This window comes from Piscinibacter gummiphilus, from assembly GCF_002116905.1.
In the GTDB taxonomy this organism is placed as follows: domain Bacteria; phylum Pseudomonadota; class Gammaproteobacteria; order Burkholderiales; family Burkholderiaceae_C; genus Rhizobacter; species Rhizobacter gummiphilus.
Genome location: NZ_CP015118.1, coordinates 1,116,052 through 1,137,393, shown reverse-complemented (window position 1 = coordinate 1,137,393; position 21,342 = coordinate 1,116,052). Strand labels below are relative to the sequence as shown.

General features: G+C 71.6%; 28 protein-coding genes. All 28 read right to left on the bottom strand.

All coding sequences use genetic code 11. The annotated features are described in order from the left end of the window. Positions 1–82: 82 nt before the first annotated feature. From A4W93_RS05220 to A4W93_RS05085, 28 genes are read right to left on the bottom strand one after another with little or no spacing between them, the layout of a single operon-like run. Positions 83–454 carry a hypothetical protein gene (locus A4W93_RS05220; protein WP_085749605.1) on the bottom strand — a complete coding sequence of 124 codons (372 nt, stop codon included), beginning with the start codon at positions 452–454 and terminating at the stop codon, positions 83–85. 2 nt (positions 455–456) lie between these two features. Beyond that, positions 457–1,089, bottom strand: a complete 633-nt coding sequence (locus A4W93_RS05215) for a tetratricopeptide repeat protein (protein WP_085749604.1) — start codon at positions 1,087–1,089, stop codon at positions 457–459. Further along, positions 1,086–2,228 carry a tetratricopeptide repeat protein gene (locus A4W93_RS05210; RefSeq protein WP_085749603.1) on the bottom strand — a complete coding sequence of 381 codons (1,143 nt, stop codon included), beginning with the start codon at positions 2,226–2,228 and terminating at the stop codon, positions 1,086–1,088. Before A4W93_RS05210 ends, A4W93_RS05215 begins: the two co-directional genes overlap by 4 nt. A gap of 48 nt (positions 2,229–2,276) precedes the next feature. Continuing rightward, the gene (locus tag A4W93_RS05205) at positions 2,277–3,005 is read right to left on the bottom strand and encodes a sigma-70 family RNA polymerase sigma factor (RefSeq protein ID WP_085749602.1); all 729 of its coding nucleotides are present in this window, start codon (positions 3,003–3,005) and stop codon (positions 2,277–2,279) included. 12 nt (positions 3,006–3,017) lie between these two features. Further along, positions 3,018–3,758, bottom strand: a complete 741-nt coding sequence (fliP, locus tag A4W93_RS05200) for a flagellar type III secretion system pore protein FliP (protein WP_085749601.1) — start codon at positions 3,756–3,758, stop codon at positions 3,018–3,020. Then, on the bottom strand, positions 3,755–4,054 hold the full coding sequence (locus tag A4W93_RS05195) for a hypothetical protein (RefSeq protein ID WP_085749600.1): 300 nt from the start codon (positions 4,052–4,054) through the stop codon (positions 3,755–3,757). The genes fliP and A4W93_RS05195 overlap by 4 nt, the downstream gene beginning before the upstream one ends. Beyond that, positions 4,051–4,377 (bottom strand): FliM/FliN family flagellar motor switch protein, encoded by a 327-nt coding sequence (locus tag A4W93_RS05190; protein WP_085749599.1) that lies wholly within the window; start codon positions 4,375–4,377, stop codon positions 4,051–4,053. The genes A4W93_RS05195 and A4W93_RS05190 overlap by 4 nt, the downstream gene beginning before the upstream one ends. Next, positions 4,374–5,156: a FliM/FliN family flagellar motor C-terminal domain-containing protein gene (locus A4W93_RS05185; protein WP_085749598.1), complete on the bottom strand. Its 783-nt coding sequence runs from the start codon at positions 5,154–5,156 to the stop codon at positions 4,374–4,376. Before A4W93_RS05185 ends, A4W93_RS05190 begins: the two co-directional genes overlap by 4 nt. Continuing rightward, positions 5,153–6,331 carry a flagellar hook protein FlgE gene (locus A4W93_RS05180; RefSeq protein ID WP_085749597.1) on the bottom strand — a complete coding sequence of 393 codons (1,179 nt, stop codon included), beginning with the start codon at positions 6,329–6,331 and terminating at the stop codon, positions 5,153–5,155. The genes A4W93_RS05185 and A4W93_RS05180 overlap by 4 nt, the downstream gene beginning before the upstream one ends. A gap of 14 nt (positions 6,332–6,345) precedes the next feature. Further along, complete coding sequence (locus tag A4W93_RS05175; RefSeq protein ID WP_085749596.1) at positions 6,346–6,750, bottom strand: flagellar hook assembly protein FlgD; 405 nt, start codon at positions 6,748–6,750, stop codon at positions 6,346–6,348. 33 nt (positions 6,751–6,783) lie between these two features. After that, positions 6,784–7,506 (bottom strand): hypothetical protein, encoded by a 723-nt coding sequence (locus tag A4W93_RS29495; RefSeq protein ID WP_157131590.1) that lies wholly within the window; start codon positions 7,504–7,506, stop codon positions 6,784–6,786. After that, a complete protein-coding gene (locus A4W93_RS05165) occupies positions 7,503–7,946 on the bottom strand; it encodes a hypothetical protein (protein WP_085749594.1) in 444 nt (147 codons plus the stop codon). The genes A4W93_RS29495 and A4W93_RS05165 overlap by 4 nt, the downstream gene beginning before the upstream one ends. After that, a complete protein-coding gene (locus A4W93_RS05160; protein WP_085749593.1) occupies positions 7,936–9,261 on the bottom strand; it encodes a FliI/YscN family ATPase in 1,326 nt (441 codons plus the stop codon). Before A4W93_RS05160 ends, A4W93_RS05165 begins: the two co-directional genes overlap by 11 nt. Then, complete coding sequence (locus tag A4W93_RS05155; RefSeq protein ID WP_085749592.1) at positions 9,258–10,028, bottom strand: FliH/SctL family protein; 771 nt, start codon at positions 10,026–10,028, stop codon at positions 9,258–9,260. The genes A4W93_RS05160 and A4W93_RS05155 overlap by 4 nt, the downstream gene beginning before the upstream one ends. Continuing rightward, a complete protein-coding gene (locus A4W93_RS05150) occupies positions 10,016–10,528 on the bottom strand; it encodes a hypothetical protein (protein ID WP_085749591.1) in 513 nt (170 codons plus the stop codon). The genes A4W93_RS05155 and A4W93_RS05150 overlap by 13 nt, the downstream gene beginning before the upstream one ends. After that, positions 10,525–11,934 (bottom strand): flagellar basal-body MS-ring/collar protein FliF, encoded by a 1,410-nt coding sequence (fliF, locus tag A4W93_RS05145; RefSeq protein ID WP_085749590.1) that lies wholly within the window; start codon positions 11,932–11,934, stop codon positions 10,525–10,527. Before fliF ends, A4W93_RS05150 begins: the two co-directional genes overlap by 4 nt. Before the next feature lie 13 nt (positions 11,935–11,947). Next, positions 11,948–12,244, bottom strand: a complete 297-nt coding sequence (fliE, locus tag A4W93_RS05140; RefSeq protein ID WP_085749589.1) for a flagellar hook-basal body complex protein FliE — start codon at positions 12,242–12,244, stop codon at positions 11,948–11,950. Next, positions 12,244–12,675: a flagellar basal body rod protein FlgC gene (gene flgC / locus A4W93_RS05135; RefSeq protein ID WP_085749588.1), complete on the bottom strand. Its 432-nt coding sequence runs from the start codon at positions 12,673–12,675 to the stop codon at positions 12,244–12,246. Before flgC ends, fliE begins: the two co-directional genes overlap by 1 nt. Positions 12,676–12,679: 4 nt before the next feature. Continuing rightward, entirely contained in the window at positions 12,680–13,018 is a 339-nt protein-coding gene (locus tag A4W93_RS05130) for a flagellar basal body rod protein FlgB (protein ID WP_085749587.1), read from the bottom strand. A gap of 17 nt (positions 13,019–13,035) precedes the next feature. Continuing rightward, positions 13,036–14,154 carry a flagellar basal body P-ring protein FlgI gene (locus A4W93_RS05125; protein ID WP_085749586.1) on the bottom strand — a complete coding sequence of 373 codons (1,119 nt, stop codon included), beginning with the start codon at positions 14,152–14,154 and terminating at the stop codon, positions 13,036–13,038. 1 nt (position 14,155) lies between these two features. After that, positions 14,156–14,743 (bottom strand): flagellar basal body L-ring protein FlgH, encoded by a 588-nt coding sequence (locus A4W93_RS05120; RefSeq protein WP_085749585.1) that lies wholly within the window; start codon positions 14,741–14,743, stop codon positions 14,156–14,158. Then, positions 14,740–15,459, bottom strand: coding sequence for a flagellar basal body P-ring formation chaperone FlgA (gene flgA, locus A4W93_RS05115; RefSeq protein ID WP_085749584.1), 720 nt, complete (start codon positions 15,457–15,459; stop codon positions 14,740–14,742). Before flgA ends, A4W93_RS05120 begins: the two co-directional genes overlap by 4 nt. Further along, on the bottom strand, positions 15,459–16,226 hold the full coding sequence (locus tag A4W93_RS05110; protein ID WP_085749583.1) for a flagellar hook-basal body protein: 768 nt from the start codon (positions 16,224–16,226) through the stop codon (positions 15,459–15,461). Before A4W93_RS05110 ends, flgA begins: the two co-directional genes overlap by 1 nt. 4 nt (positions 16,227–16,230) lie before the next feature. After that, positions 16,231–16,956 (bottom strand): flagellar hook-basal body protein, encoded by a 726-nt coding sequence (locus A4W93_RS05105; protein WP_085749582.1) that lies wholly within the window; start codon positions 16,954–16,956, stop codon positions 16,231–16,233. A gap of 14 nt (positions 16,957–16,970) precedes the next feature. Beyond that, positions 16,971–18,998 (bottom strand): flagellar biosynthesis protein FlhA, encoded by a 2,028-nt coding sequence (locus A4W93_RS05100; protein ID WP_085749581.1) that lies wholly within the window; start codon positions 18,996–18,998, stop codon positions 16,971–16,973. Further along, on the bottom strand, positions 18,995–20,080 hold the full coding sequence (locus A4W93_RS05095; RefSeq protein WP_157782112.1) for an EscU/YscU/HrcU family type III secretion system export apparatus switch protein: 1,086 nt from the start codon (positions 20,078–20,080) through the stop codon (positions 18,995–18,997). Before A4W93_RS05095 ends, A4W93_RS05100 begins: the two co-directional genes overlap by 4 nt. Beyond that, positions 20,080–20,886: a flagellar biosynthetic protein FliR gene (locus A4W93_RS05090; protein WP_085749579.1), complete on the bottom strand. Its 807-nt coding sequence runs from the start codon at positions 20,884–20,886 to the stop codon at positions 20,080–20,082. The genes A4W93_RS05095 and A4W93_RS05090 overlap by 1 nt, the downstream gene beginning before the upstream one ends. Continuing rightward, positions 20,883–21,149, bottom strand: a complete 267-nt coding sequence (locus A4W93_RS05085) for a flagellar biosynthetic protein FliQ (RefSeq protein ID WP_085749578.1) — start codon at positions 21,147–21,149, stop codon at positions 20,883–20,885. Before A4W93_RS05085 ends, A4W93_RS05090 begins: the two co-directional genes overlap by 4 nt. Between the last annotated feature and the right edge of the window lie 193 nt (positions 21,150–21,342).

Genomic DNA, 21,342 nt, shown 5'->3' with positions numbered 1-21,342 from the left:
TCTCCGCTCCCTGTGCGCTGATTGCTTTCCTGTCCTGGTTATCCAGACGGCGCGCGAGCGGTTTAGCGGCGGTTACAACAACTTACAAATCAGGTCCGAACGACTCCGTGCTCAGGGCTTCGGTGACACGCGCCAGGTCGGCCGCCAGCGACGGCGAGGCGGTCATCGCCTGCAGCACGTCGTCCACGGTGGACTGGAACGCGGGCTCGTTCATCACCCGGGCACCGAACTCCTCGGTGAGCAGGGTCTCGACCAGGATCCGCGCCATCGCGTGGTCTCGGCGAGGATGGTCGCGGGACACCGCGCGCAGCCGTTCGCCGAGCGTGGCCTCGACCTCGCCCGGCACATCGGTCGCCGAGGCCGCGGCGGCAGGCCGGCCACCCACGCCGGCACGGCGGCGCAGCAGCGCCGTCAGGCGGGCCACCGTGCCGGAGGGATCGACGGGCGAGACCACGGTCAGTGGCTGGCGTCCGTCGCGCCGCGATAGGCCGAGAACGCGAGGTGGCTCTCGACGGACTCGGCGGCCGGCGCGGGTGCCGGGACTGGATCACCCACGGGCGCTGCCGCAGCATCCACCGCCGGCGGGTTCGTGGCGCGCGCCGCCTCGATCTGGTCGATGGCCATCTTCACGTCGCGCGCGAGCGCCGGCTCCAGGGCCGGATCCGACATCGCCTGGCGCAGGTTCACGAGCGCCGCGTCGAACTCGTCGCGCGCCATGTGCAGCAGCCCCGACTTGAACAGCCGCACCGGATGCGCCTCGTCCAGCGCGTCGAGCGGTGCCCAGGTCGTTTCGGCCTCCCCGAGGCGGCCGGAGGTCAGCAGCAGCAGGCCGTACTGGAACCGGGCGACGGGATGCTGGTCGTCCAGCTCGACGGCGCGGGCGAAGTGCACCTCCGCGCGGTCCATCATCTTGAGTCCCGCGTACTCGGCGGCGATGGCCCAGTGGGCCCGCGCATGGTCGGGCGAGCGCGACAGGGCGAGCTTGAGGTAGCCGATCGCCTGCCCCGCGTCGTTCGAGGTGCTGGCCTGCAGGCCCAGCATGAAGAGTTCGTCGGCGTCCAGCGCGTCCAGGGCGTTCACAGGGGTCATGATGGGTTTCGGCCAGAGGAGGAATCGGGGGAGGTGGATTGACGTTGCGTGCGGGCGCGCCCGATCACGCGCGCGGCGAGGCGGCTCACCTGCGACACGTCGCCACCGTCGAGCAGGTGCGCGGCCCACAGCGCCGACGCGGACTGGCGGTCCAGCCGCTGCGCCTTGCGGATGAGTTCACGAGCCTCGGCCGTGCGGCCCTGCATCGCGGCCAGCACCGCGAGGCTGCCATGGGTCTCCGCGAACGACGGATCGGCATCGGCCCCCGCGGCGAAGGCGGCACCGGCCTCCGGCAGCCGCTGCGTCGCGAGGAAGGCCCAGCCGAGGGCGAGGTGGCTGCCCGCATGCCCCGGCATCAGCGCCACCGCACGTTCGAACGCGTCGATCGCCGACGCCGTGTCGTCGATGGCGAGGCTCGTCAGGCCCGCGAGCACCCAGACGCGGCCGTCGTCCCGCCGCACCGACAGCGCGGCCCGCAGCCAAGGCTGCGCACCAGCGGGGTCCCCCTGGTCGAGCGCCTGCGACGCCAGGGCCTCGCAGGCTTCGTATGGGGGCGTCTCACCTTCGGGCACCGTGCCGGCGAGCGCACGCGCATGGCCGAGGGCTTCGTCGAAACGCCCGAGGTCCATCCACACCGGCACGGCTGCGCGCGAGATCGCCGGATGGGGCGAGGCCTGGAAGCGGTCCGCGATCGCCGCCGCCTCGTCCATCCGCCCGAGGTGATGCAGCAGCCGGATGCGCAGCGCATCGACCTCGGCCCCCGCCGGATCCTGCGGCGACGGATCGCGCAGCGCGTCGAACGCGCGGTCGAACGCACGATCGGCGAAATGGCAGCTGGCCGTCTCGTACGCCACCCAGGGATCGCCCGGCCAGCGGCGTTCGGCGCCGCCGAGGACCTGGAGCGCCTCGTCGTTGCGCCCGTCGCGCCGGAGCGCCTGGGCCCACGCCAGATGGTCGTCCAGCGTGGCCTGGCCACGCTCGGCGAGCCGCGCGAGCGCGGCCGCCGCGGCATGGTGTTCACCGGTGCGCGAGGCCTCGACGGCGTAGTCGCGCAGCAGCGTCGCGTTGTCGGGGTCGTGCTGCAGGAAGTTGCCGAGCCGCTCGAGGCGGCCGGGGGTGGCGGGTGACGTCGGACTCATGGTCGGGAACCCTGTGGCTTGGAAAATGGAGTGTGCATCAGCGGTCCTTCAGGCTTCGAAGGTGGAGGGGTCGCGGCGCAGCGCCTCGCGCAGCCGCTCGATGGCGCGGCTGTGGATCTGCGAGATGCGTCCCTTGGAAAGTCCCATCGCCTCGGCGATCTCGTTGAACGGCTGCTGGGCGAGGTAGTGGTCGCGGATCACGCGGCGCTCCTGCTCGGGCAGCGTGTCGACGGTGGCACGCAGCCGGCGGCGCGCCTGGCGCGTCGCGAGACTCGCGTAGCCGTCCACCGGATCCGCCCCCTCGCCGTCGCTGTACATGCCCGTGCCGTCCAGCATGAAGCCGACGGCCAGGCCCACCGCGGCCTCCGCGATGCGTTTCAACGCGGCCTCGACGGAGTCCGTGGCGTCGACCTCGGCGGGGCCCATCAGCAGGTCCACCCGCGACTCGACCATCCGCCGGCGGCTCGCGGCCTGCTGGTGCTGCTCCGTGCTGTTGACGAGCCCGGTCAGGATGGCACCGCTGATCCGCCAGGTGGCGAAGGTGCTGAACTCCGCGCCGCGCGCCGGATCGAAACGGCTCGCGGCCTCGACCAGACCGACCGAACCGAGCTGCACGTACTCGTCGAACCCCACCGCGCTGCTCCACCGCGTGCGGTACAGCCGCGCGGCGATGAGCCGGACGAGCGGCAGGTGCCGGACGACGAGGTCGTTCCGGTCCTGCAGCCAGTCCCCGGAAGGTGGCGCTTCGGCGTGCGGTGTCGGGACCGGCTCGTCCATCGCGGTGGGCCGTCAGGCGTACGCCCCGGCGATCGCGCGCATCAGCAGCGTCCAGCCATCGATCAGCACGAAGAGCAACACCTTCATCGGCAGCGAGATCGACACGGGCGGCACCATCATCATGCCGAGCGCCATCAGCACGGCCGCCACCACGAGGTCGATCAGCAGGAACGGCAGGAAGATCACGAAGCCGGCCGTGAAGGCGGCCCGAAGCTCGGACAGCATGAACGCGGGCACGAGCACGCGCAGCGGAACTTCGGCAGCGGAGTCGGCCGGCAGCTCGACGCGGCCCATCTCCGCGACCGCGGCCAAGTCCTCCTGCCGCACGTGGCGCTGCATGAAGGTGCGCAGCGGCGAGATGCCACGGTCCATGGCCTGCTGCACGCCGATGCGGCCGTCGAGGAAGGGTGCCACGCCGTCGCGGTGGCTCTGCTCCAGCACCGGCTGCATCGTGAAGAACGTGAGGAAAAGCGCCAGCGTGATCAGCACGATGTTCGGCGGCGTCTCCGGCATGCCGAGGGCGTGCCTCAGGAAGGACAGCGTGACGATGATGCGCGTGAACGACGTCATCGCGATCAGCGCCGCGGGAATGAAGCTGAGCAGGCTGAGCCCGGCCAGCGTGCGCACGAGCGGACCCATCTGCGCCGAATCCACGCGCGCCTGGGCGAGGTTCCCGCCCTCGGGCGCCGCGAACGCGAGCGCGGGCAGCAGGCAGACCATCAGCAGGCCTGCGATCGGCGTCCAGCGCTTCATGCCCCGGCCCCGCCCCAGGGCGCGGCGCGGCGCGCGCGGGCCGGTGGGTCCGGCAGGACCTGGATCACCGGGGCCGACGGCCCCTCCACCACCAGAACGCTCCGCGGCCCGATGGCGATCAGGTGCGCGCGGAGTCCGTCGGACAGCGCAAGCGTCTGAACAAGGTTCATCGGGGCGGCCGGGGTCGCGGTCACCCCGAGCCGGTCCATCGACCTGCGCAGCAGCCAGGCCGCCGCGCAGCCCAGCACCAGCACGAGCGGCAACGCCCAGGCGAGGCGCGTCAACGTGTCGTTCATGCCGAGGGTGCCATCATCGAAGGGGTCTCGGTCAGGCGCACGCCGAAGTGGTCGCCGACCGCCACCAGCGTGCCGCGCGCCACCACGTGGCCATCCACACGCACGTCGATGGGCTGGTCGATCGACTGGGCCAGTGCCAGCACGCCGCCCTCCTTCATCGCCAGCAGTTCGCCGAGCGACGTCTCGACGTCGCCGATCTGCACGGACACCCGCACCTTCACGGCACCGAGGAAGGGAAGCTGCGGCGGCAGCAGCGGCTTGCCGCCGTCGGTGGCCGACAGCGGGGACAGATCGATTTCGTTGGCGATGACGGTGACGCTCATGAGGGCTCTCGGGGAATGCGGGGAGGGGAAACGAACTGGACGGCCTTGTCCGGCCCGACGTGACCGAGGGCGGCCATCGCAATCACGCGATCGGCCACCGCCACGGGCAGCGGGTCGGACAGGCGGGTCGGCAGGCGAATGACGTCGCCGGGCTGCAGCGACAGAAGCCGCGCCACGTCGAGGTCGACCTGCCCGGCCTCGACCGTCAGGCGCACGCTGGCGCCCGCGGCGGCGGAAAGCACGTCCGACCGCGGCGACGGCAACGCCGCTGCGCGCACCCGCGGCGGCAGCCGCGAGAGTGCACCCGCGTCCGCGACGAGGTCGAGGCCCGCGGCGTCGGCCACAATGCGGACGGCTCCGGATCCGGGACGGGCGAGCTGCGGATCGACGGGCCGCCGCGTGGTCGCGGACACGGCTCCGACGAGCGCCTCCGCCACCGCGCGGTCCCGCGCGGCGACGGCCTCGGCGAAGGCGGCACGTGCCCACCCGTCGTCGGCACCCGCCGCGTCGAAGCGGCGGCCCAGCACGGCGAGCCAGGCGGGCGACACCACCGGGGCGGCATCGGCGATCCACACGCGGCCGTCGACGCCGCACCATTCGGTCCCGGCAAGCGGCCGGGTCGAGTCGGGCCGCCAAACCGTCACCACGATGTCCATGGCGCCCGTGGCGTCCACCGTCCAGGCGCGGCGCCAGACATCGAGCACCGGCCGCAGATGCGCTTCCAGACCGCCGAGCTCGTGGTCGCCCAGCAGAAGGAACGGTCTCACGTCGTCGTTCACCGCCGGCCCTTCATTTCGAACAGCTGCTGCAGCATGTCGTTCGCGGTGCTCGCCACCTGCGACGACGCCTGGTACCCGCGCTGCATCAGGATCAGTGCGCTGAACTCACTCGTGAGGTCCACGTTGGACAACTCGAGCGACTTCACCGCGAGGCGAAGGCCGTCACCCACCGGATGCACCGTCGGCGGGCGGGTGCCCTCGTACGAGAACACCGCGCCTCCGCGGGACATCAGGCCGGCCTCGTCGGAGACTTTCGCGAGCGCGATCTTCGGGCCCTGCGCGGACTGGCCGTTGGAGTACGTCACCTTCAGCACGCCCTGTTCGTCGAACGTGAGCCCGCTGATCGTTCCGGCGGCCCGCCCGTCCTGCTGCTTCAGCGCGAGCGTGGAGGTGGTGCCCGTCGAGTAGCCGGTGGTGTCGGCGTCCAGCTTGAACGTCACTTCCGCCGCCTCGGTGCCGGGCCATGTCACGTTGAGTTTCAGGGTGTCGCCCGTGGCGGCCGGCTTCGCGTTCTCCAGCACGAAGGTTCCGCTGCCGAGCTGCTGGGTCCCCTCCGACACGACGACGTTCCACCGGCCGGGAGCCGCCGTGTCGGCGGTGAAGACGAGCTTGAGGTTGTGCGTCCCGCCGAGGCGGTCGTAGACGGGCAGCGAATCGATCGTGTGTTCGTTGTCCGTGGAGGAGAGGTTGCCGGTCAGGGTCACGGCGGTCGTGAGGGCCGGCGCGCTGCTGCGCAGCCCGTCGATCGACACCGGCACGAGCTGGTCGCCCTCGGCGAAGCCCATCAGCTTCATGCGGTTGCCCGTCCCGACCAGCACGCCGTCGTTGTTGAAATCGAAGCCGCCGTTGCGCGTGTAGCGCAGCGCGCCGGTGTCGTCCTGCAGCACGAAGAAGCCGTCACCGTCGATGGCCAGGTCCAGGTCGCGATCGGTCTGGCGGACCTCGCCGCTGCGCATGTCGAGCGACACGTGGGACGCGTCGACGCCCCGGCCGCCCGTGCCTTCGCCCGCGCCCTGCGATCCGCCTTCGTTGCCACCCGTGATCAGGTCGACGAAGTCGACGTGTGATCCGCGGAAGCCCGGCGTGTTCATGTTGGCCACGTTGTGGCTGATGGTGCTGAGCGCCCGCTGGTGGCCCTGCAGGCCCGACATCGCGGTGTAGATGGAATCGATCATGGTCGGTCTCCTGGTCAGCGGATGGTCTGGATCTGGCCGATGGTGATGCCCGCCACGGTCTGGCCCGCCGTGGTCGTGATGGTGAGCTGGGGCTGGCCGTCGACGAGCGACAGCGCGCTCACCTGCCCCGTCACGGAGCCGGACGGCGTCTGCGCCGAGATGTTCTTGCCGAGCAGGCCCACCGACTGGTTCAACGACTGCAGTCCCAGCAGCTGCTCGATGTTCTGGTTGAGACGCTGGGTCGCATCCAGCGACGAGAACTGCGCGACCTGCATCATGAAGTCCTTGTTCTCGACGGGCTTCAGGGGGTTCTGGTACGTGAGCTCGGTGAGCATCACGCGCAGCAGGTCCTCCATCGACAGCGACGACGCCGCCGCGGAGGTGATCGGATTGGTGGCGCCGATCGCGGAAGTGGCCATGGTGAATTCCTCTGTCGTGTTCGTTGGAAGGTGTCAGCAGGTGAACGACGCACCGGTCCCGCGCGGACGCGGGGCCGGTGAGGCGTCCGTGTAGATGGTCCGGCCGTTGAGGGTGACCTGGCGCACCGCGCGGGCATCACCGGTCAGGCGCCGGGCGGTCTCCAGCGCGCAGCGCACCGCCGCGGCATCGGCGAGCGAGCGGTCACGGATCACGAACGACAGCGCGCCGTCGGCTTCGTGAACCTGGACGACCTCGTCCGGCACCGGCACCATCGGATCGTCGACGATCGGCGTCGGGCCTGCGACGGGCGGCTCGTCGAACCGGGTCGCGCCCGCTGGCGCGGCAACCCTCGAGGCAGTCGCCATGCCGTTCGCCGTGGCCGCGGTGCCGGCATCGTCGTTCGACGGGTGGGCCGAGGCAGGAGCTGTGACGATCGACGCGCCGGCCGGCATCGCCGGCGACGGCGCGGCAGGCCGCACGCCGGCCGGCATCGGGCCAGCCGATCCCGGCAACGCAGACCCTCGAACCGAAGCGCTCGCGGCCGGCCGACCACGCGCGTGATCCGGCGCGGCCTCGTCCCCCGGCGCCGGATCGCGCGGAGCACCACCGTCGGCCGGTCCCTCCTCGCGGGCCTCGACCACACGTCCCTGCGCGAAGACGTCCTTCCACAGGCGCGCCGCATCGTCGTCGCACCGCACCGCCGGCTTCGTGCCGGACGGTGCCGGCGATCCCACCCAGGATTCGACCACCGTCATCCCAGCCTCCATGTCTGCTGCAGCCACAGGTCATCCAGCGTGGCCTGCGCCCGTGCCTCGTCTTCGTCGCGTGCCGCCCGGCGGAGGCGGTCGATCGCCTGGCCGAGACCGCGCTCCTGCAGGCGCAGCCGGGCGACGTCCAGCCGAGCCCGTTCGAGCGAGGCCTCGGCATCGGACAGTTCGGCCCGTGCATCGCGCAGGCGCTGCCGGTCGGCCTGCCCGATGCGGCGCACCAGGTCGTAGGTGGCGAGGTTGATCGGTCCACCGCCGGCCAGCCGCTGGAGTTCCGCCCGGGATGCGCTGCAGGCCTGCTCGATGCGCCGTGCGGACTCGCCGCGATCGGCGTGCAGCCGCGCGGCGTCCGCGAACGCCCGCGCCGCGTCGCCGAGTTCCAGTCCCGCACGCGCCTTCAGCACTTCAAGCGCCCGGTCAGTGGCCATGTGGCACCTCCAGCGTCGCGACGAGCTGCCGCAGCTGTTCGATGGCAGCGGGCCGTTCCACGCGCTCCGCGAGGCGCTGCGTCAGGAACGCCTCGATGCGGGGCATGGCGTCGACCACGCGGTCCAGCGCCGGATTGGCACCCGGCCGGTAGGCCCCGATCTCGACGAGCTGCCGGTTGCGCTCGTACAGCGACAGCGCGGCACCGAACGAACGGGCGGCCGCCAGGTGCGCGGGATCACTGATGGCGCCATGCAGCCGGCTGATGCTCTTGAGCACGTCGATCGCCGGGTAGTGCCCGGCATGGGCGAGGTCGCGCGAGAGCACGATGTGCCCGTCCAGCGTGCCCCGCACGGTGTCCGACACCGGCTCGTTGAGGTCGTCCCCCTCGACCAGCACGGTGTAGATCGCGGTGATCGACCCCGAGGCGGCCGCGGGTCCGCATCGTTCGCAGAGCTGCGGGATCTCGGAGAACACCGACGGCGTGTAGCCGCGCGCGGTGGGCGGCTCCCCTGCGGCGAGACCCACCTCGCGGCGGGCCATCGCGAATCGGGTCAGGGAATCCATCGTCAGGAGGACGTCCTGCCCCTGGTCGCGGAAGTGTTCGGCGATGGCGGTCGCCGTATAGGCCGCGCGCAGCCGGACGATCGCCGATTCGGCCGACGTGGCGACCACGACGACCGACCGCTTCAATCCCTCCGGGCCCAGCTGGTCCTCGATGAACTCGCGGACCTCGCGGCTGCGCTCGCCAATGAGCGCGATCACGTTGACCGGCGCGAACGCGCCGCGAGCGAGCATCCCCAGCAGCGAACTCTTGCCGACGCCGCTGCCCGCGAACAGGCCGATGCGCTGCCCCTTGGCCAGTGACAGCAGGCTGTCGATCGCCTTGACCCCGGTCGCCATCGGCGCCTCGACGCGAGCGCGCTGCAGTGCGCCCACCGGGGCGGGCTTCAGCGGCCGCCGGGCGGTGGACACGATGGGCCCGCGGTCGTCGACCGGCCGGGCGAATGCATCGACGACACGCCCGAGCAGGCCGGGGCCCACTGGAACCTCACCGGTGCTGCCCATCGCGACGATGCGCGAGCCGACCGCGATGCCACCGGCATCGCCGTACGGCATCAGCACCGAACGGCCGTCGCCGAAACCCACCACCTCCGCGAAGGCGGGCATCTCAGCCCCCGCCATCTCGATCGAACAGACCTCGCCGACACGCGCGGCCGGGCCGGCGGCCTCGATGGTGGCTCCGCGCACGCTCACGACGCGGCCCACGCGGGCCACGGTCTCGGTGCGGCGGATCGCGTCGACGAGGGACTTCACGGTGCGCCTCCGCCGGCGCCGTCGAACGCCTCTCGCAGGCGGGCGAGCTGGGTCGCCAGAGAGCCGTCGAACCGCCCCGCCGCCGCATCGACCACGACCCCCCCTTCGGCCAGCGTCTCGTCCGCCACGAGCGTCAGCACGAGACCCGATCCGAGCGCCAGGCCCCCTCCGCCCGAATCGAGCAGCGCGATGTCGCGCGGGTGCATGCGCGCCACCACGGTCGTGTCCGCGTCGAGACCCGTGCACACGCGGTTGACCATCGCCAGCACGAACTCGCGGGTGACACCGCGGTCGCCGACCACCCGCACCAGCGCCTCGAACGCGGCATCGGCCACGTCGGCGCGCCAGGCCGAAACCGCGGTCCCGTGCGCATCGCCCAGCGCCGCCAGCACGTGGTCGATGCGGCCCCGCAGGGCCGCCTCGGCCTTGCGGGCGTCGGCCCGCAGTGCGTCACTCGCCTTCCGGGCCTCGTCCTGCGCGGCCGCTCGCCCTTCGGCCATTCCCTGGTCGAAGCCGGCTTGCCGCGCCGCCTCGCGTTCCTTCGCGATGGCCGACTGAACGCGCTGCTCGTATTCGGTCCGCAGCGAGGCCTCCACCGCGCGGCGCAGCGCCGCCTCGTCCACCGCCGGCGGCGGGGGGACCGGCACGTCGGGAACCACGCGCATCGGCGCCGGTGCCTGCGACGAGGCCGCGGCGCTTCTGGACGATGGCGCCGCGAGCAGCGTGCGCCCCAGCGCCACGCGGGCCGCCTGGATCACCGGGTCCATGGGAACCACCTCCGCAACCCGTTCCAGCGCGGCACCGTGCGCACGGGTGTCTTCGCCGCCGGCGCGAACGCACCGAGCACCGAACGGCACAGCGAGCCGACGAGTGCGGGTGGCGGCGCCTCGTGCCCGCACAGCGCCTGCACGGCAATGCGCCGTTCGACGGGCAGGCCGGCGAGAACGGTGTCCTGCCACGACCACGGCCCCGCGTCGAGCAGCAGCGACAGCGTCACGTCCGAGCACGAACGCACGGCGTCCAGCACGTGCTCGGGGGACAGGCGGTCCACCGCGTCGCGCGGCCCCTGCGGGCCGTCGGCAACGCCCGGCACCACGCGATGGGGGCGGCGGGGGATGCCGAGCGAGGCGAGTTCGTCCAGCAGCGGCATCACGCGGCCGCGTTCGTCATCGGACAGGCGTGCCAGTACGCCACGCCGGGCCTCGTCGGGCAGGCCGTGCAGCAGCAGCGCGGCCTCGCGGGCCTGCGGGGAGCGGTCGGGGTTCATCGCGGAGCCTCTTCCTGGCCGAGCCATGCCCGGACACGCGCCGCGGCCGCGTCCTCGTCGACCGCCGGGTCGCGCGCGGCCGGCACGGACCGCCGCGTCGCGAGCCACCCCGTGACGGCGAGCAGGATCACCACCATCACGGCCAGCAGCGGCGTCGCGAGTGCATTGAAGCGTTCGCCGGCCGGCACTCCCTCCGTCTCGACCCCCACGGGCGTGGGCACGCTCGCATGGCCGGCCGACACCGTGCCGCGTCCCGCCTCGATCCGGGGCAGCAGCACGACGGCCATCGCGTCACCGCGGCTGCGATCGATGCCGACGGCGTGCGCGACGAGGTGTTCCACCGCGGCCGGTGCGAGGGTGTCCGGCGCGCCGTGGATGGCCACCGCGACGCTGAGGCGCTTCACCGCGCCCGGCGTCGACAGCGACTGCTCCACGCGGTGCCCGACCTTGTACTCGTACTCCCAGTCCGAGGTCTCGCTGCCGCGCGACTCGGCCGACGGCGACCCGCCCGTTCCGCCGCTGCGCTGCGACTGCCGTTCCTTGACGAGCACGCCCGCGGGGCGTTCCGCATCGGTACTGGCAGCCGCCACCGGCTGTTCGGTCGTGACCTTGATCTGCTTGAAATCTAGCTGCGTGTCCGCGGACAGCGTGACCTGGCCGTCGGGCACCAGCTCGGCGAGCAGGCGTGAGAGCTTGCCCTCAACATAAGCGTCGACCTGGCGCTTGAGGTCCAGCTGGCCGGAGGTCGCGTCGTCGTCCGCTTCGACCGCGCCGCGGCTGAGGGTGCGTCCCGTCGCGTCGAGCACGACGACGTCGCCGGCCTTGATGTCGGGCACCGACGCCGCCGCAAGGCGCTGGATGCCGGTGACCTGGGCACGCGACAGCGCGCGGCCCGGCTCAAGCTGCAGCGTCACCGCCACGGCCGCGCGGGCGCCCGTGCGCTTGAGCAGGCCGCTCTCGGGCAGCACGACGTGCACGCGCGATGCGCGGACACCATCGATCGTCTGCAGCGTGCGGGACAGCTCGCCCTGCAGCGCGCGCTGGTAGTTGACGCGCTGGGCGAAGTCCGTCGTCGAGAAGTCCGACTCCTTGAAGATCTCGAGGCCGGCCTCCGGCGGCACGCCGAGGCCCGTGCCCATCGCGGCGCGCGCCCTGCCCGCCGCCGACTCGGGCACGAGCACCGTGCTGCCGTCGGGCCCGAGGCGGTAGGGCACCTTGGCCCGCTCCAGCTCCGCCGCGAGCGTCGCCTGGCGCTCCGGTGACAGCGACGCCGCAGCGGGCACCAGCGGGTCGCGCAGGGCCCAGTACCCGAATGCCGCCGTGGCGACCACGATCGCGGCGGCACCGGCCACCACCCCCGTCCGCTGGCCGGCGTTCAGTGCCTGCCAGTAATCCTGCATGCTCATCGTCCGTCCTCGTTTACATCTGCATGCGCATCAGGTCCTGGTACGACTCGACGAGTCTGTTCCGGACCTGGAGGAACGTCTGCACGCCGAGGCGGGCCTTCTCCATCGTGATCATGACCTCGTGCAGCTCGACGGGCTTGCCGGCGGCCAGGTCGGTCATCGCCTTCTCGGCGGCGGCGGTGCTGCGGTCGAGGTCGGCGAGTTCCCGCTCGACCAGCTGGGCGAAGCCGGCGCCGGCCGGTGCGTCCACGCGCCCCGGCTGCACCGCGCTGGTGTCGGTGGGCGCGATGGCCCCGATCATCCCGGTCATCACTGGCCTCCGATCTCGAGGGCCCGCGTCGCCAGGGCCTTCGTGGCCTGCAGCGCAGCCAGGTTGGCCTCGTACGCGCGCATCGCGGTCATCACGGTCATCATCTCCCGGGTGTGGTCGATGGCCGGGTAGGACACCATGCCCGACGCGTCGGCGTCGGGGTGGCCCGGCTCGTAAGACAGGCGCGGCGCTCCGCCGGCCTGCGGCACCACTTCGGCGACCACCGACGACGGGGCCGGGGCGGCGCCCTCGAAGGCCTGCGCGAACGCGGTCTGCGCTGCCCGCACCACCACCGTCACCGGTGCGTAGTTCGAGCCCGACGCGGTGTTCGCGGTGTGCATGTTCGCGAGGTTGGCCGCGGCCGCCTCGATGCGGGTCTTCTGGGCCACCATGCCGGATGCACTGATCTCGGCGGCACGAAACGGATCCATGGTCTTAATTCCTTCCGCCGTTGGCGATGGTCTGCGCGATCGAGAAATAGCGGGACAGCGCCCGCGCGAGCGCCTGGTAGTTCAGGGCGTTGCCCGACAAGGCCACCATGTCCTGCTCCAGAGAGGCACCCGCGGTCCCCGGCTCGGGGACAACGACGGCGCGCGCGCCCGGGGGCGTTGCGCCCGCCGCGTCGAGCGCCTGCTCGAACGCGACGGCCATGCGCTGGTAGCCGGCCACGTCGCGGTTGGCGATGTTGGCGGCGATCACCTGGTTGCGAAGGCTCGCGACCGACAGGGCCGCGGCCACCTGGTCGACCGCGTGGATGGGAGGAGTGCTGGACATCGGAAGCTCCGGAGGGATCACTGGACGACGAGTTCGGCATGAAGGGCGCCGGACGCCTTCAGGGCCTTGAGGATGGACACCACGTCCCGCGCGCTGGTGCGCAGCCGGCCGAGCGCCTGCACCAGGTCGGCGATGGAGCCTCCCTGCTGCGTCACGAGCGTGGCACCGCCCTGCTCCTGCAGGTCGATGCGCGAGTTCGCGTAGGCCTCCGTGCGGACCGAGCGCGACGGATCGACCAGCAGCGCGGGCTGGGACACCGCGTTGTCGGTGACGATGGAGATGCGGAGATCGCCGTACGAGATGGCCGCGGCCGAGATGCGCACGTTCGCGCCCGCCACCACCGTGCCGGTGCGTTCGTTCACCACCACGCGCGCGCGGAAGTCGGGCGCGATCTCGAGCGGTTCGATGCGGCGCATCAGGTCCACGAAACGGCCACGGAAGCTCTCGGGCACCCGCACGGCGACCGCTTCCGGATCGCGGGCGTCGGCGTACCGCCCGCCCAGCGACGCGTTGATGGCCTCCGCCACGCGCGACGCGTTGGTGTAGTCCGGCTCCAGCAGCGAGACGACGAAGCTCGACGCATCGCCCAGCGCGGGCGCGGGCGACGCCACCTCCACGAGCCCGCCGCCGGGCACCGTGGCCACGGTGGGATGGTTCTTCTGCCCGACCGACCCGTTCGCGTCGTAGCGGTAGCCACCCACGGTCAGCGGCCCCTGCGCCAGCACGTAGGTCTTGCCGTCGGGGCCTTTCAGCGGCGCCAGGACCAGGTTGCCACCGACCAGGCTTTTCGCATCCCCCACGGACGTGACGGTCACGTCCACCGTGTCGCCGACCCGCGTGTAGTTCGAGAGGTTGGCGCTGATCATCACGATCGCGACGTTGCGGCTGGCGATGGCCTCCGGCGGCAGCGTCATGTTGAACTGCGCGAGAAGGTTCGCCATCGACTGGCGCGTCGCGCGGCTGGTGGACGAGTCGCCCGTGCCAGCCAGGCCGCTGACGAGGCCGTAGCCGACGAGCGCGTGCTGGCGCATGCCCTGGACCCGGGCGATGTCCTTGAGGCGCACGCCGTCGGCGGCGAACGCGCCGCCGCACGACACCAGCAGCAGCCACGACAGGAGGAAACGGAGACGCGTCATGTCAGAACCCGAGCAAGGAGAGGAACTGCGTGACCCATCCCGGCCGGCTCTTGTCGGCGACGAAACCTTCGCCGTCGAAGCGGATGTCCGCGCCCGCGATGCGGCCGGACAGGACCGTGTTGCTCTCGCCGATGTCGCGCTGGCGGACGACGCCGGTGAGCGTGATCGACTGCAGTTCGCCGTTCACGCGGATGTCCTGGTGACCGACGATGGCCAGGTCCGAGTTGGCGAGCACCTCCACCACACGCACGCTGAGCTGCGCCGCGAGGCGGCCGCTGCGCTGCGTGCGCCCGCCACCGCTGTTGTCCGTCGAGGCGCCCGCGGTGGCGCTGACGATGCCCACCTTCGACGAGCCCACCTCGCCGCCGAAACTGGTCTTGCGGTCGGCCGCGCTGTCGGCCGCCGTGGTGGCCGACGACACCTCCTGCACCACCACCGTCAGGATGTCGCCCACGCGGAACGCCTTGCCCTCCGACACCAGCGAGCGGTACGACGCCGCGTCCAGCAGGCTGTCGGACTCGACGGCTCCGACACCCGACACGGCCATCGCGAACCCTGCCGCGACCGCGGCCTTCCAGCACCCGTTCATCTCGTTCCCTCCACCACCACGACATTCGCCGCGACCACGCGGCCCTGCACCTGCTGCCGGCTGCCGTCGAGGCGCACCGGTACCCGTTCCCCGATGCGGGCGTCGGCCAGCGCGACGCCCGACTGCTCCAGGCGGATCGCGCCCTCCACCACCCTCACGTTCACGGGATTCCGCGCGGACACGTCCGGTGGATCGCCGATGTCGTCCGCGCGCAAGGCATCGCCCGGCAGCAGCGTACGCAGCGCCACGTCGCCGTCGGCCATCGCACACGGCGGCGCCAGCGCGCGCACCGGCACCGCGCGGAGATCGAGCGGACGCACCGCCAGGTCGTCGCACGACACCGCGTCGCCGCGCTCGATGCGTTGCCGCGCCACCAGCACCTCGCGGCGCAGCGACGTGACCAGCGTGACGCGCGCGGCCCCGCCGGACGCGGCACCGGGCGCGCCCGCGGGCACGAGGTCGAAGGTCAGCGGCATCGCCGGAGCCGAATCCCGCGCCGACCAGCGCGGCACGAGCACGAACGACTCGTCGGCGCGCAGCTCGCGCGAGGCCAGGACCTGTGCGCGCGACACCTCGATGGACAGCCCCGATCCGTGCAGCAGCGCCTCCGTGGCATGCAGCACGTCGTCGCGCAGCGTCGTGGCCGACGTGGGCCCCGCCGCGAGGGCCGGCGCCACGCACATCGCCAGCGACAGGACCGCGGTGCTCCGCCGCATCAGCCTCTCCGGAGGTTGTTCGTCATGCCCACCATCTCGTCGGCGGCCTGCATGACCTTGGCGTTGAGTTCGTAGACCCGCTGCATCAGCATCAGCGACACCATCTCGTCGACCATGCGGATGTTCGAGGCTTCCAGCGCACCCGTCACGAGCGTGCCGGTGCCGTCCTCGCCCGGACGTGCCCGGGCCGGATCGCTTGCACCCGCACGCGGGACGAACACGCCTTCGCCCTGGTACTGCAGCGAATCGGGATTGACGAAGGTGACCAGGTCGAGTTGCCCGAGCACGGACGCCGACTTGTCGCCCGGCAGCAGGGCTGTCACCGTGCCGTCGGCGGCGACCGCGATGCCCGTCGCGCCCGAGGGCACGCGCACGTCGGCCTTGAGGGCTCGGCCGTCGGCAATGGCGAGCGTGCCGTCGTCGTTGACCTTCAGCGAGCCGCCCCGCGAATAGCCGCTGCGGCCGTCGGCGAGCAGCACCTCGAGGAAGCCGGCGCCCTGGATCGCGACGTCGAGCGCGCGCCCTGTGGGCACGACCTCGCCCTGGGCCAGGTCGACCCGCACGCGCTTCGACACGGACTCCCCCGCGGCCGGCGCGAGCCCGTCCGTCACCCGGGCCGGGCCGCCGCGATCGAGGATGGCCGAGAAGTCGACCCGCTGCCGCTTGAAGGTGGGCGTGTTGGCGTTGGCGAGGTTGTTCGCCGCGGCGTCGAGCTGTTCCTTCTGGGCCTGCAGGCCCACGGCCGAGACGTAGATGGCGTCGTACATGGATTCAGACCTCTCCGAGTTTCTGGATGGTTCGACCGAGCAGGTCGTCGTAGCCCTGCGTGACACGCACGAGGCTCTCGTACTGGCGGGTCAGCGTGAGCAGCTCGACCATGTCGGCCGCCCCGCCGGCGTTGGAGCCCTCGAGGGCGCCCTGGCGGATGCGCGCGGCCCCCGCCGCGGCCGGCACGACGCCAGTGGCCGCGTTCAGCAAGGTGCCGCCGGCCGACGTCAGGGCCGCGGCATCGGCCGGCGAGAACAGTTGGAGTGCGCCGATCGCAACCCCGGCCCGCAGCAGCCGGCCATCGGCCGTCACTTCGACGTCCGGCCCGTCGACGCGCAGGTCCCCCGCCGTGCCCTGCACCTTCAGGCCGCGTTCACCGACCAGGTATCCGTCGTCGTTCACCTGGAACGAGCCGGCCCGCGTCAGCCAGGTCGTCGTGCCATCGCTCAGCGCGAAGTACGCGCCACCGCCCTCGATGGCCAGGTCCAGGGGGCGGCCGCTGAGCGCGATGGCGCCGGCGCGCAGGTCCACCCGCGCCTGCGGCGCGGCGGGCACCGGCGTGCCGCCGGCATCCACCCGCTCCAGGTCGGCGGCGAACGAGCGCGACGCCGCGACCTGACGCCGGTAGCCCGGTACGCTCGCGTTCGCCGCGTTGCGGCTGATGGTCTCGAGACGCTGCTGGCCGTCGAGCAGGCCGAGCGCGGTGATGGCGTAGAGATCGTGGCTCATGGATCGTGTCTCGGTCAGTTCGCGGTGATGGTGGCGAAGGCGCGCAGCTCGAAGCCGGACGGCACCTCCGCGACGGAGATGACGCGCAGGTGCGGCGCGGCGCGCTCGCACAACGCGCGCACGTGGCGGCGCACCTCGGCCGAGACGAGCACCACGGGAATCAGGTTGCTCTTGAGCATCTTCTCGGCCTGGGCGGCGATGCGAAGGAGCGCTGCGTCCACCTGCCGTGGATCGCCGGGCGCCGTGTCCGCCCGGCCGCCGAGCAGGTTGTCCTCGATGGCCGGGTCGAGCGTCATCACGTGGAGCGTGCGGCGGTCGGCGCTGAGGCTGTTGCAGATGCTGACCGCGAGCCGCTGCCGCACGACCTCGGTCAGCTGCGCGGGATCCTTCGACACCCGGACGCCGTCGCACAGCGCCTCGACGATGGCCTGCAGGTTGCGGACCGGCACCTTCTCCCGCAGGAGGTTCTGCAGCACCTTCTGCACGTCCGTCAGCGACAACGCCGTGGGCACCAGTTCCTCGACGAGACCGGCCTGCTGCCCGCGCAGGTGGCCCAGCATGCGTTCGGCCTCTGCACGCGTCATCAGTTCGGCGACGCGCTGGCGGATCACCTCCGAGAGGTGGGTGAACAGCACCGTGGTGGGATCGACGAGCGTGTAGCGCGCCGCGCGGGCGGCGTCGCGATGAGCGTCCTCGATCCAGAGCGCCGGCAGCCCGTAGGTCGGCTCCCGGGTCTCGGTGCCGGGCACGCCCTTCAGGTCGCCGTTCGGGTGGATCGCCAGCGTGCGGTCCGCGAGGATGCGGCCGCTCGCCACCGGCTCGCCGTAGATGGCGATGCGGTAGACGTGTTCGTCCGGATCCTTCGACTCGGAGAAGCGCACCTTCGGGATCACGAAGCCGATGTCTTCGGCGTACTGCGTGCGGAACGCGGCGATGCGCTTCATCAGCGCGCCCTGTTCGCCGCCGAGGTGGGCGGCCACGGCCTTGCCCATGTGGACTTCGATGGGCTCCAGGTCGTAGACCGCGTACGGATCCTCCGCCTCGCCGTTTTCGTCCTTCTTCTCGTCACCGTCCGCGGTCTCGCCGTCGCCGATGCGGCGGCGCAGGAAGAACATGCCCAGCACGATCGATCCGATGACGATCACCGGCAGCGCCGGCATGCCCGGCAACAGGCCCACCGCCAGCACGACGAACGCCACGATGAGCAGCGTGCGCGGGAACGCGGTGAGCTGGCGGGCGAGTTCGCGGCCCAGTTCGCCGTCCGACGACGACCGGGTCACGATGAGGCCGGTGCCCACCGAGATGACCAGCGCCGGGATCTGCGTGACGATGCCGTCGCCGATGGTCAGCAGCGTGTAGTGGCGCAGCGCCTCGCCCCACGGCAGCCCCTTCTGCAGCACGCCGACCACGAGCCCGCCGAGGATGTTGATCAGCATGATCAGGATGCCGGCGATGGCATCCCCCTTGACGAACTTGCTGGCGCCGTCCATCGCCCCGTAGAAGGCCGCCTCGCGCTCGAGGTTGCGGCGGCGTCGCTTGGCCTCCGCCTGGTCGATGAAGCCCATGTTGAGATCGGCGTCGATGCTCATCTGCTGGCCGGGCATGCTGTCGAGCGTGAACCGCGCTGCGACCTCGGACACGCGCTGCGCGCCGTTGGTGACCACCACGTACTGCACGACGACGAGGATCAGGAAGACGATCAGGCCGATGACGTAGTTGCCCCCGACGACGTACTCGCCCACCGCGTTGATCACGCGCCCGGCGTCGCCTTCCGAGAGGATCAGCCGCGTCGCCGAGACGTTGAGGGCCAGCCGGAACAGCGTGGCGATCAGCAGCACCGCGGGGAACGTCGAGAAATCGACCGGCCGCGGCGCGTAGAACGTCAGCAGCAGCACCAGCAGGGCGAGCGAGAAGTTCGAGAGGATCAGGAAGTCGAGCAGCGGCGCCGGCACCGGCGCGAACAGCACGACCAGCACCCCCATCACGAGGGCGATCAGGGCCAGGTCGCTGTGCCGGCCCGCCACCTTGGCGAGTGCGTTCATGCGGCGACTCCTCCGGCGCCGCGCCGCGCCGCGTAGACCCAGCGCAGGATGCGGGCCACGTCGTGGAACTGGGCCTCCGGCACGAACGGCGTCTCGCCGGGCACCTTGTACAGCGCTCGCGCGAGGGGCGGGTTCTCGACGATGGGCACGCCGTGGCGGCGCGCGGTCTCGCGCATCCGCAGCGCGAGTTCACCGACGCCGCGCGCCTGGATCACCGGCGCCGGTGTCTGTCCGTGGCGGTAGTGGAGCGCCACGGCGTAGTGCGTCGGGTTGGTCACCAGCACATCGGCGCCTTTGACCTGGCTCGCGGTCCTCGCCTTGCGCAGCCACTCCTGGCGCAGCTCGCGCAGACGCCCCTTGATCCTCGGATCGCCTTCGCGCTCCTTGTGCTCGTCCTTCATTTCGCGCTTCGACATGCGCATCTGCCGGCCGAAGTCCCACCGGTTGAACAGCCAGTCGAACAGCGCGAAGACGATGTACAGCGTGGCGACGAGGCCGAGCCCTCCGGCGATCAGGCGCAACCCGAGCGCGGCCTGCGCGCGGACCGGCAGCTGCTGCATCGACAGGATGTCACCCAGGTGGTTCGTTCCCCACAGGATCGCGGCAACGCCGAGGAGCAGCAGCTTGACCGCGTTGCGCAGCAGGTCGATGAGCGAGCGCAGCGAGAAGAGCTTCTTGAAGCCCTGTGCGGGGTTGAGCCGCGAGAAATCGGGCCGCAGCGGCTCCGCCGAGAACACGCCTCGTGCCTGCAGCGCGGCGGCTCCCGTCCCGGCGATCCACACGACGAACAACAGCGGCGCGACCACCTGCGCCGCAGCGACCGCGAGCAGCCAGGCGGCGCTGAGCGCGCCCTGCGGCTCGAGCGACGAGCGGCCGCTCATGGACAGGCCGGCGAACAGCAGCTGCCCCGCGCGGCGGAGCGTGGCTTCGCCGAGGCCGTAGGCGCAGGCCGTCAGGGCCAGCAGCACGACCGCGAACGTCACCTCCATGCTGCGGAAGATCGACCCTCGGTCGTGTGCCTTCTGCAACTTGAACGGCGACGCTGCTTCGCTGCGATCGAGGTCGGTCTGACCGTCGGCCATCACTTCGCTCCCAGGATGTCGCCCGCCATGCCGAACACGCCGGACAGTAGGGGGGCCCATGCACGCACGCTGACGGCGAGCACGAAATAGGCAACCAGCACCTTGAGCGGCATGCTCAGGACCAGCACGTTGATCTGGGGCATGTTCCGCGAGGTGACGCCGACGAGCAGGTCGCTCAGCACCAGCGCGATGGCGACGGGCGCGGCGAGCGCGAGTCCGATCGCGTACATGCGGCCCGCACCCGACAGCAGCGGCATGGGGTCGGCGAAGTCGGGCAGCGCGCCGAGCGGGAACAGCGTGGTGGACCGGGCGAGCATCGATGCGAGCACCAAGTGGGCATCCATCGCGAAGAACAGCGTCACGCCCACCAGGCTCATCAGCGTGCCCATGACGTTCTGGCTCGAGCGCGTGACCGGGTCGAAGACCGAGCCGATGCCGAAGCCGATCTGCACGTCGAGCATGCGGCCGGCGATGGCGAACGACGCGAGCACGATGTGCACGCCGAAGCCCAGCAGCATGCCGACGAACACCTCCGAGGCCACCGCGGCCATGAGCCAGGAGGCCGACCAGCCCGCCGCCCCCGGTGCAAGGCTGCCCGGCAGGGACGGCGCGGCCAGCGCGGAGAGGAGGAAGACCAGCGCCACCCGGACCATCGCCGGCATGCCGTGGGACGAGAGCGCCGGCGACATTCCGAACGCGACGGAGAACCGCACGGACAGGAGCAGGACTGCGAGCAGGCCAGTGTCCACACCGACGCCCAGGATGGACGCGGCGATGCCGGCCATGGCGTCGTTGCCGCCCGTCATGCGAGGCTCCCGAGGCGCGCGAGCAGATTGCCCGCGTACGAGGTGAGCCGGTTCAGCATCCACGGTCCCAGCAGGATCAGGGCGCCCACGAACAGCACGAGCTTCGGCACGAACGCGACCGAGGGATCCTGGACCTGGGTGACGACCTGGAGCACGCTGACGACGAGACCCACGACGAGGATCACGGCCAGCAGCGGAGCGCAGAGCAAAAGCCCCAGCTTGAACAGGTCGGAGAGAAGCTGGAGGGCGGTGTCGGGCGTCATGTGCGAGCCACGCCACGGGTGGCCGCGTCCACGTTCGCACGTGAACCGTCCGAATGCCTCCTTTGGCGGAGACGCGCCCCTCCATTCCGCATCGAAGCCGATGCGCCACACGCTGCCGATCTCATACTGCAAGCCCGGTGATTACACGAAGGTCGATGCCTTCTTTTTGCGGGGCTTACCGAATCGGTCAAGC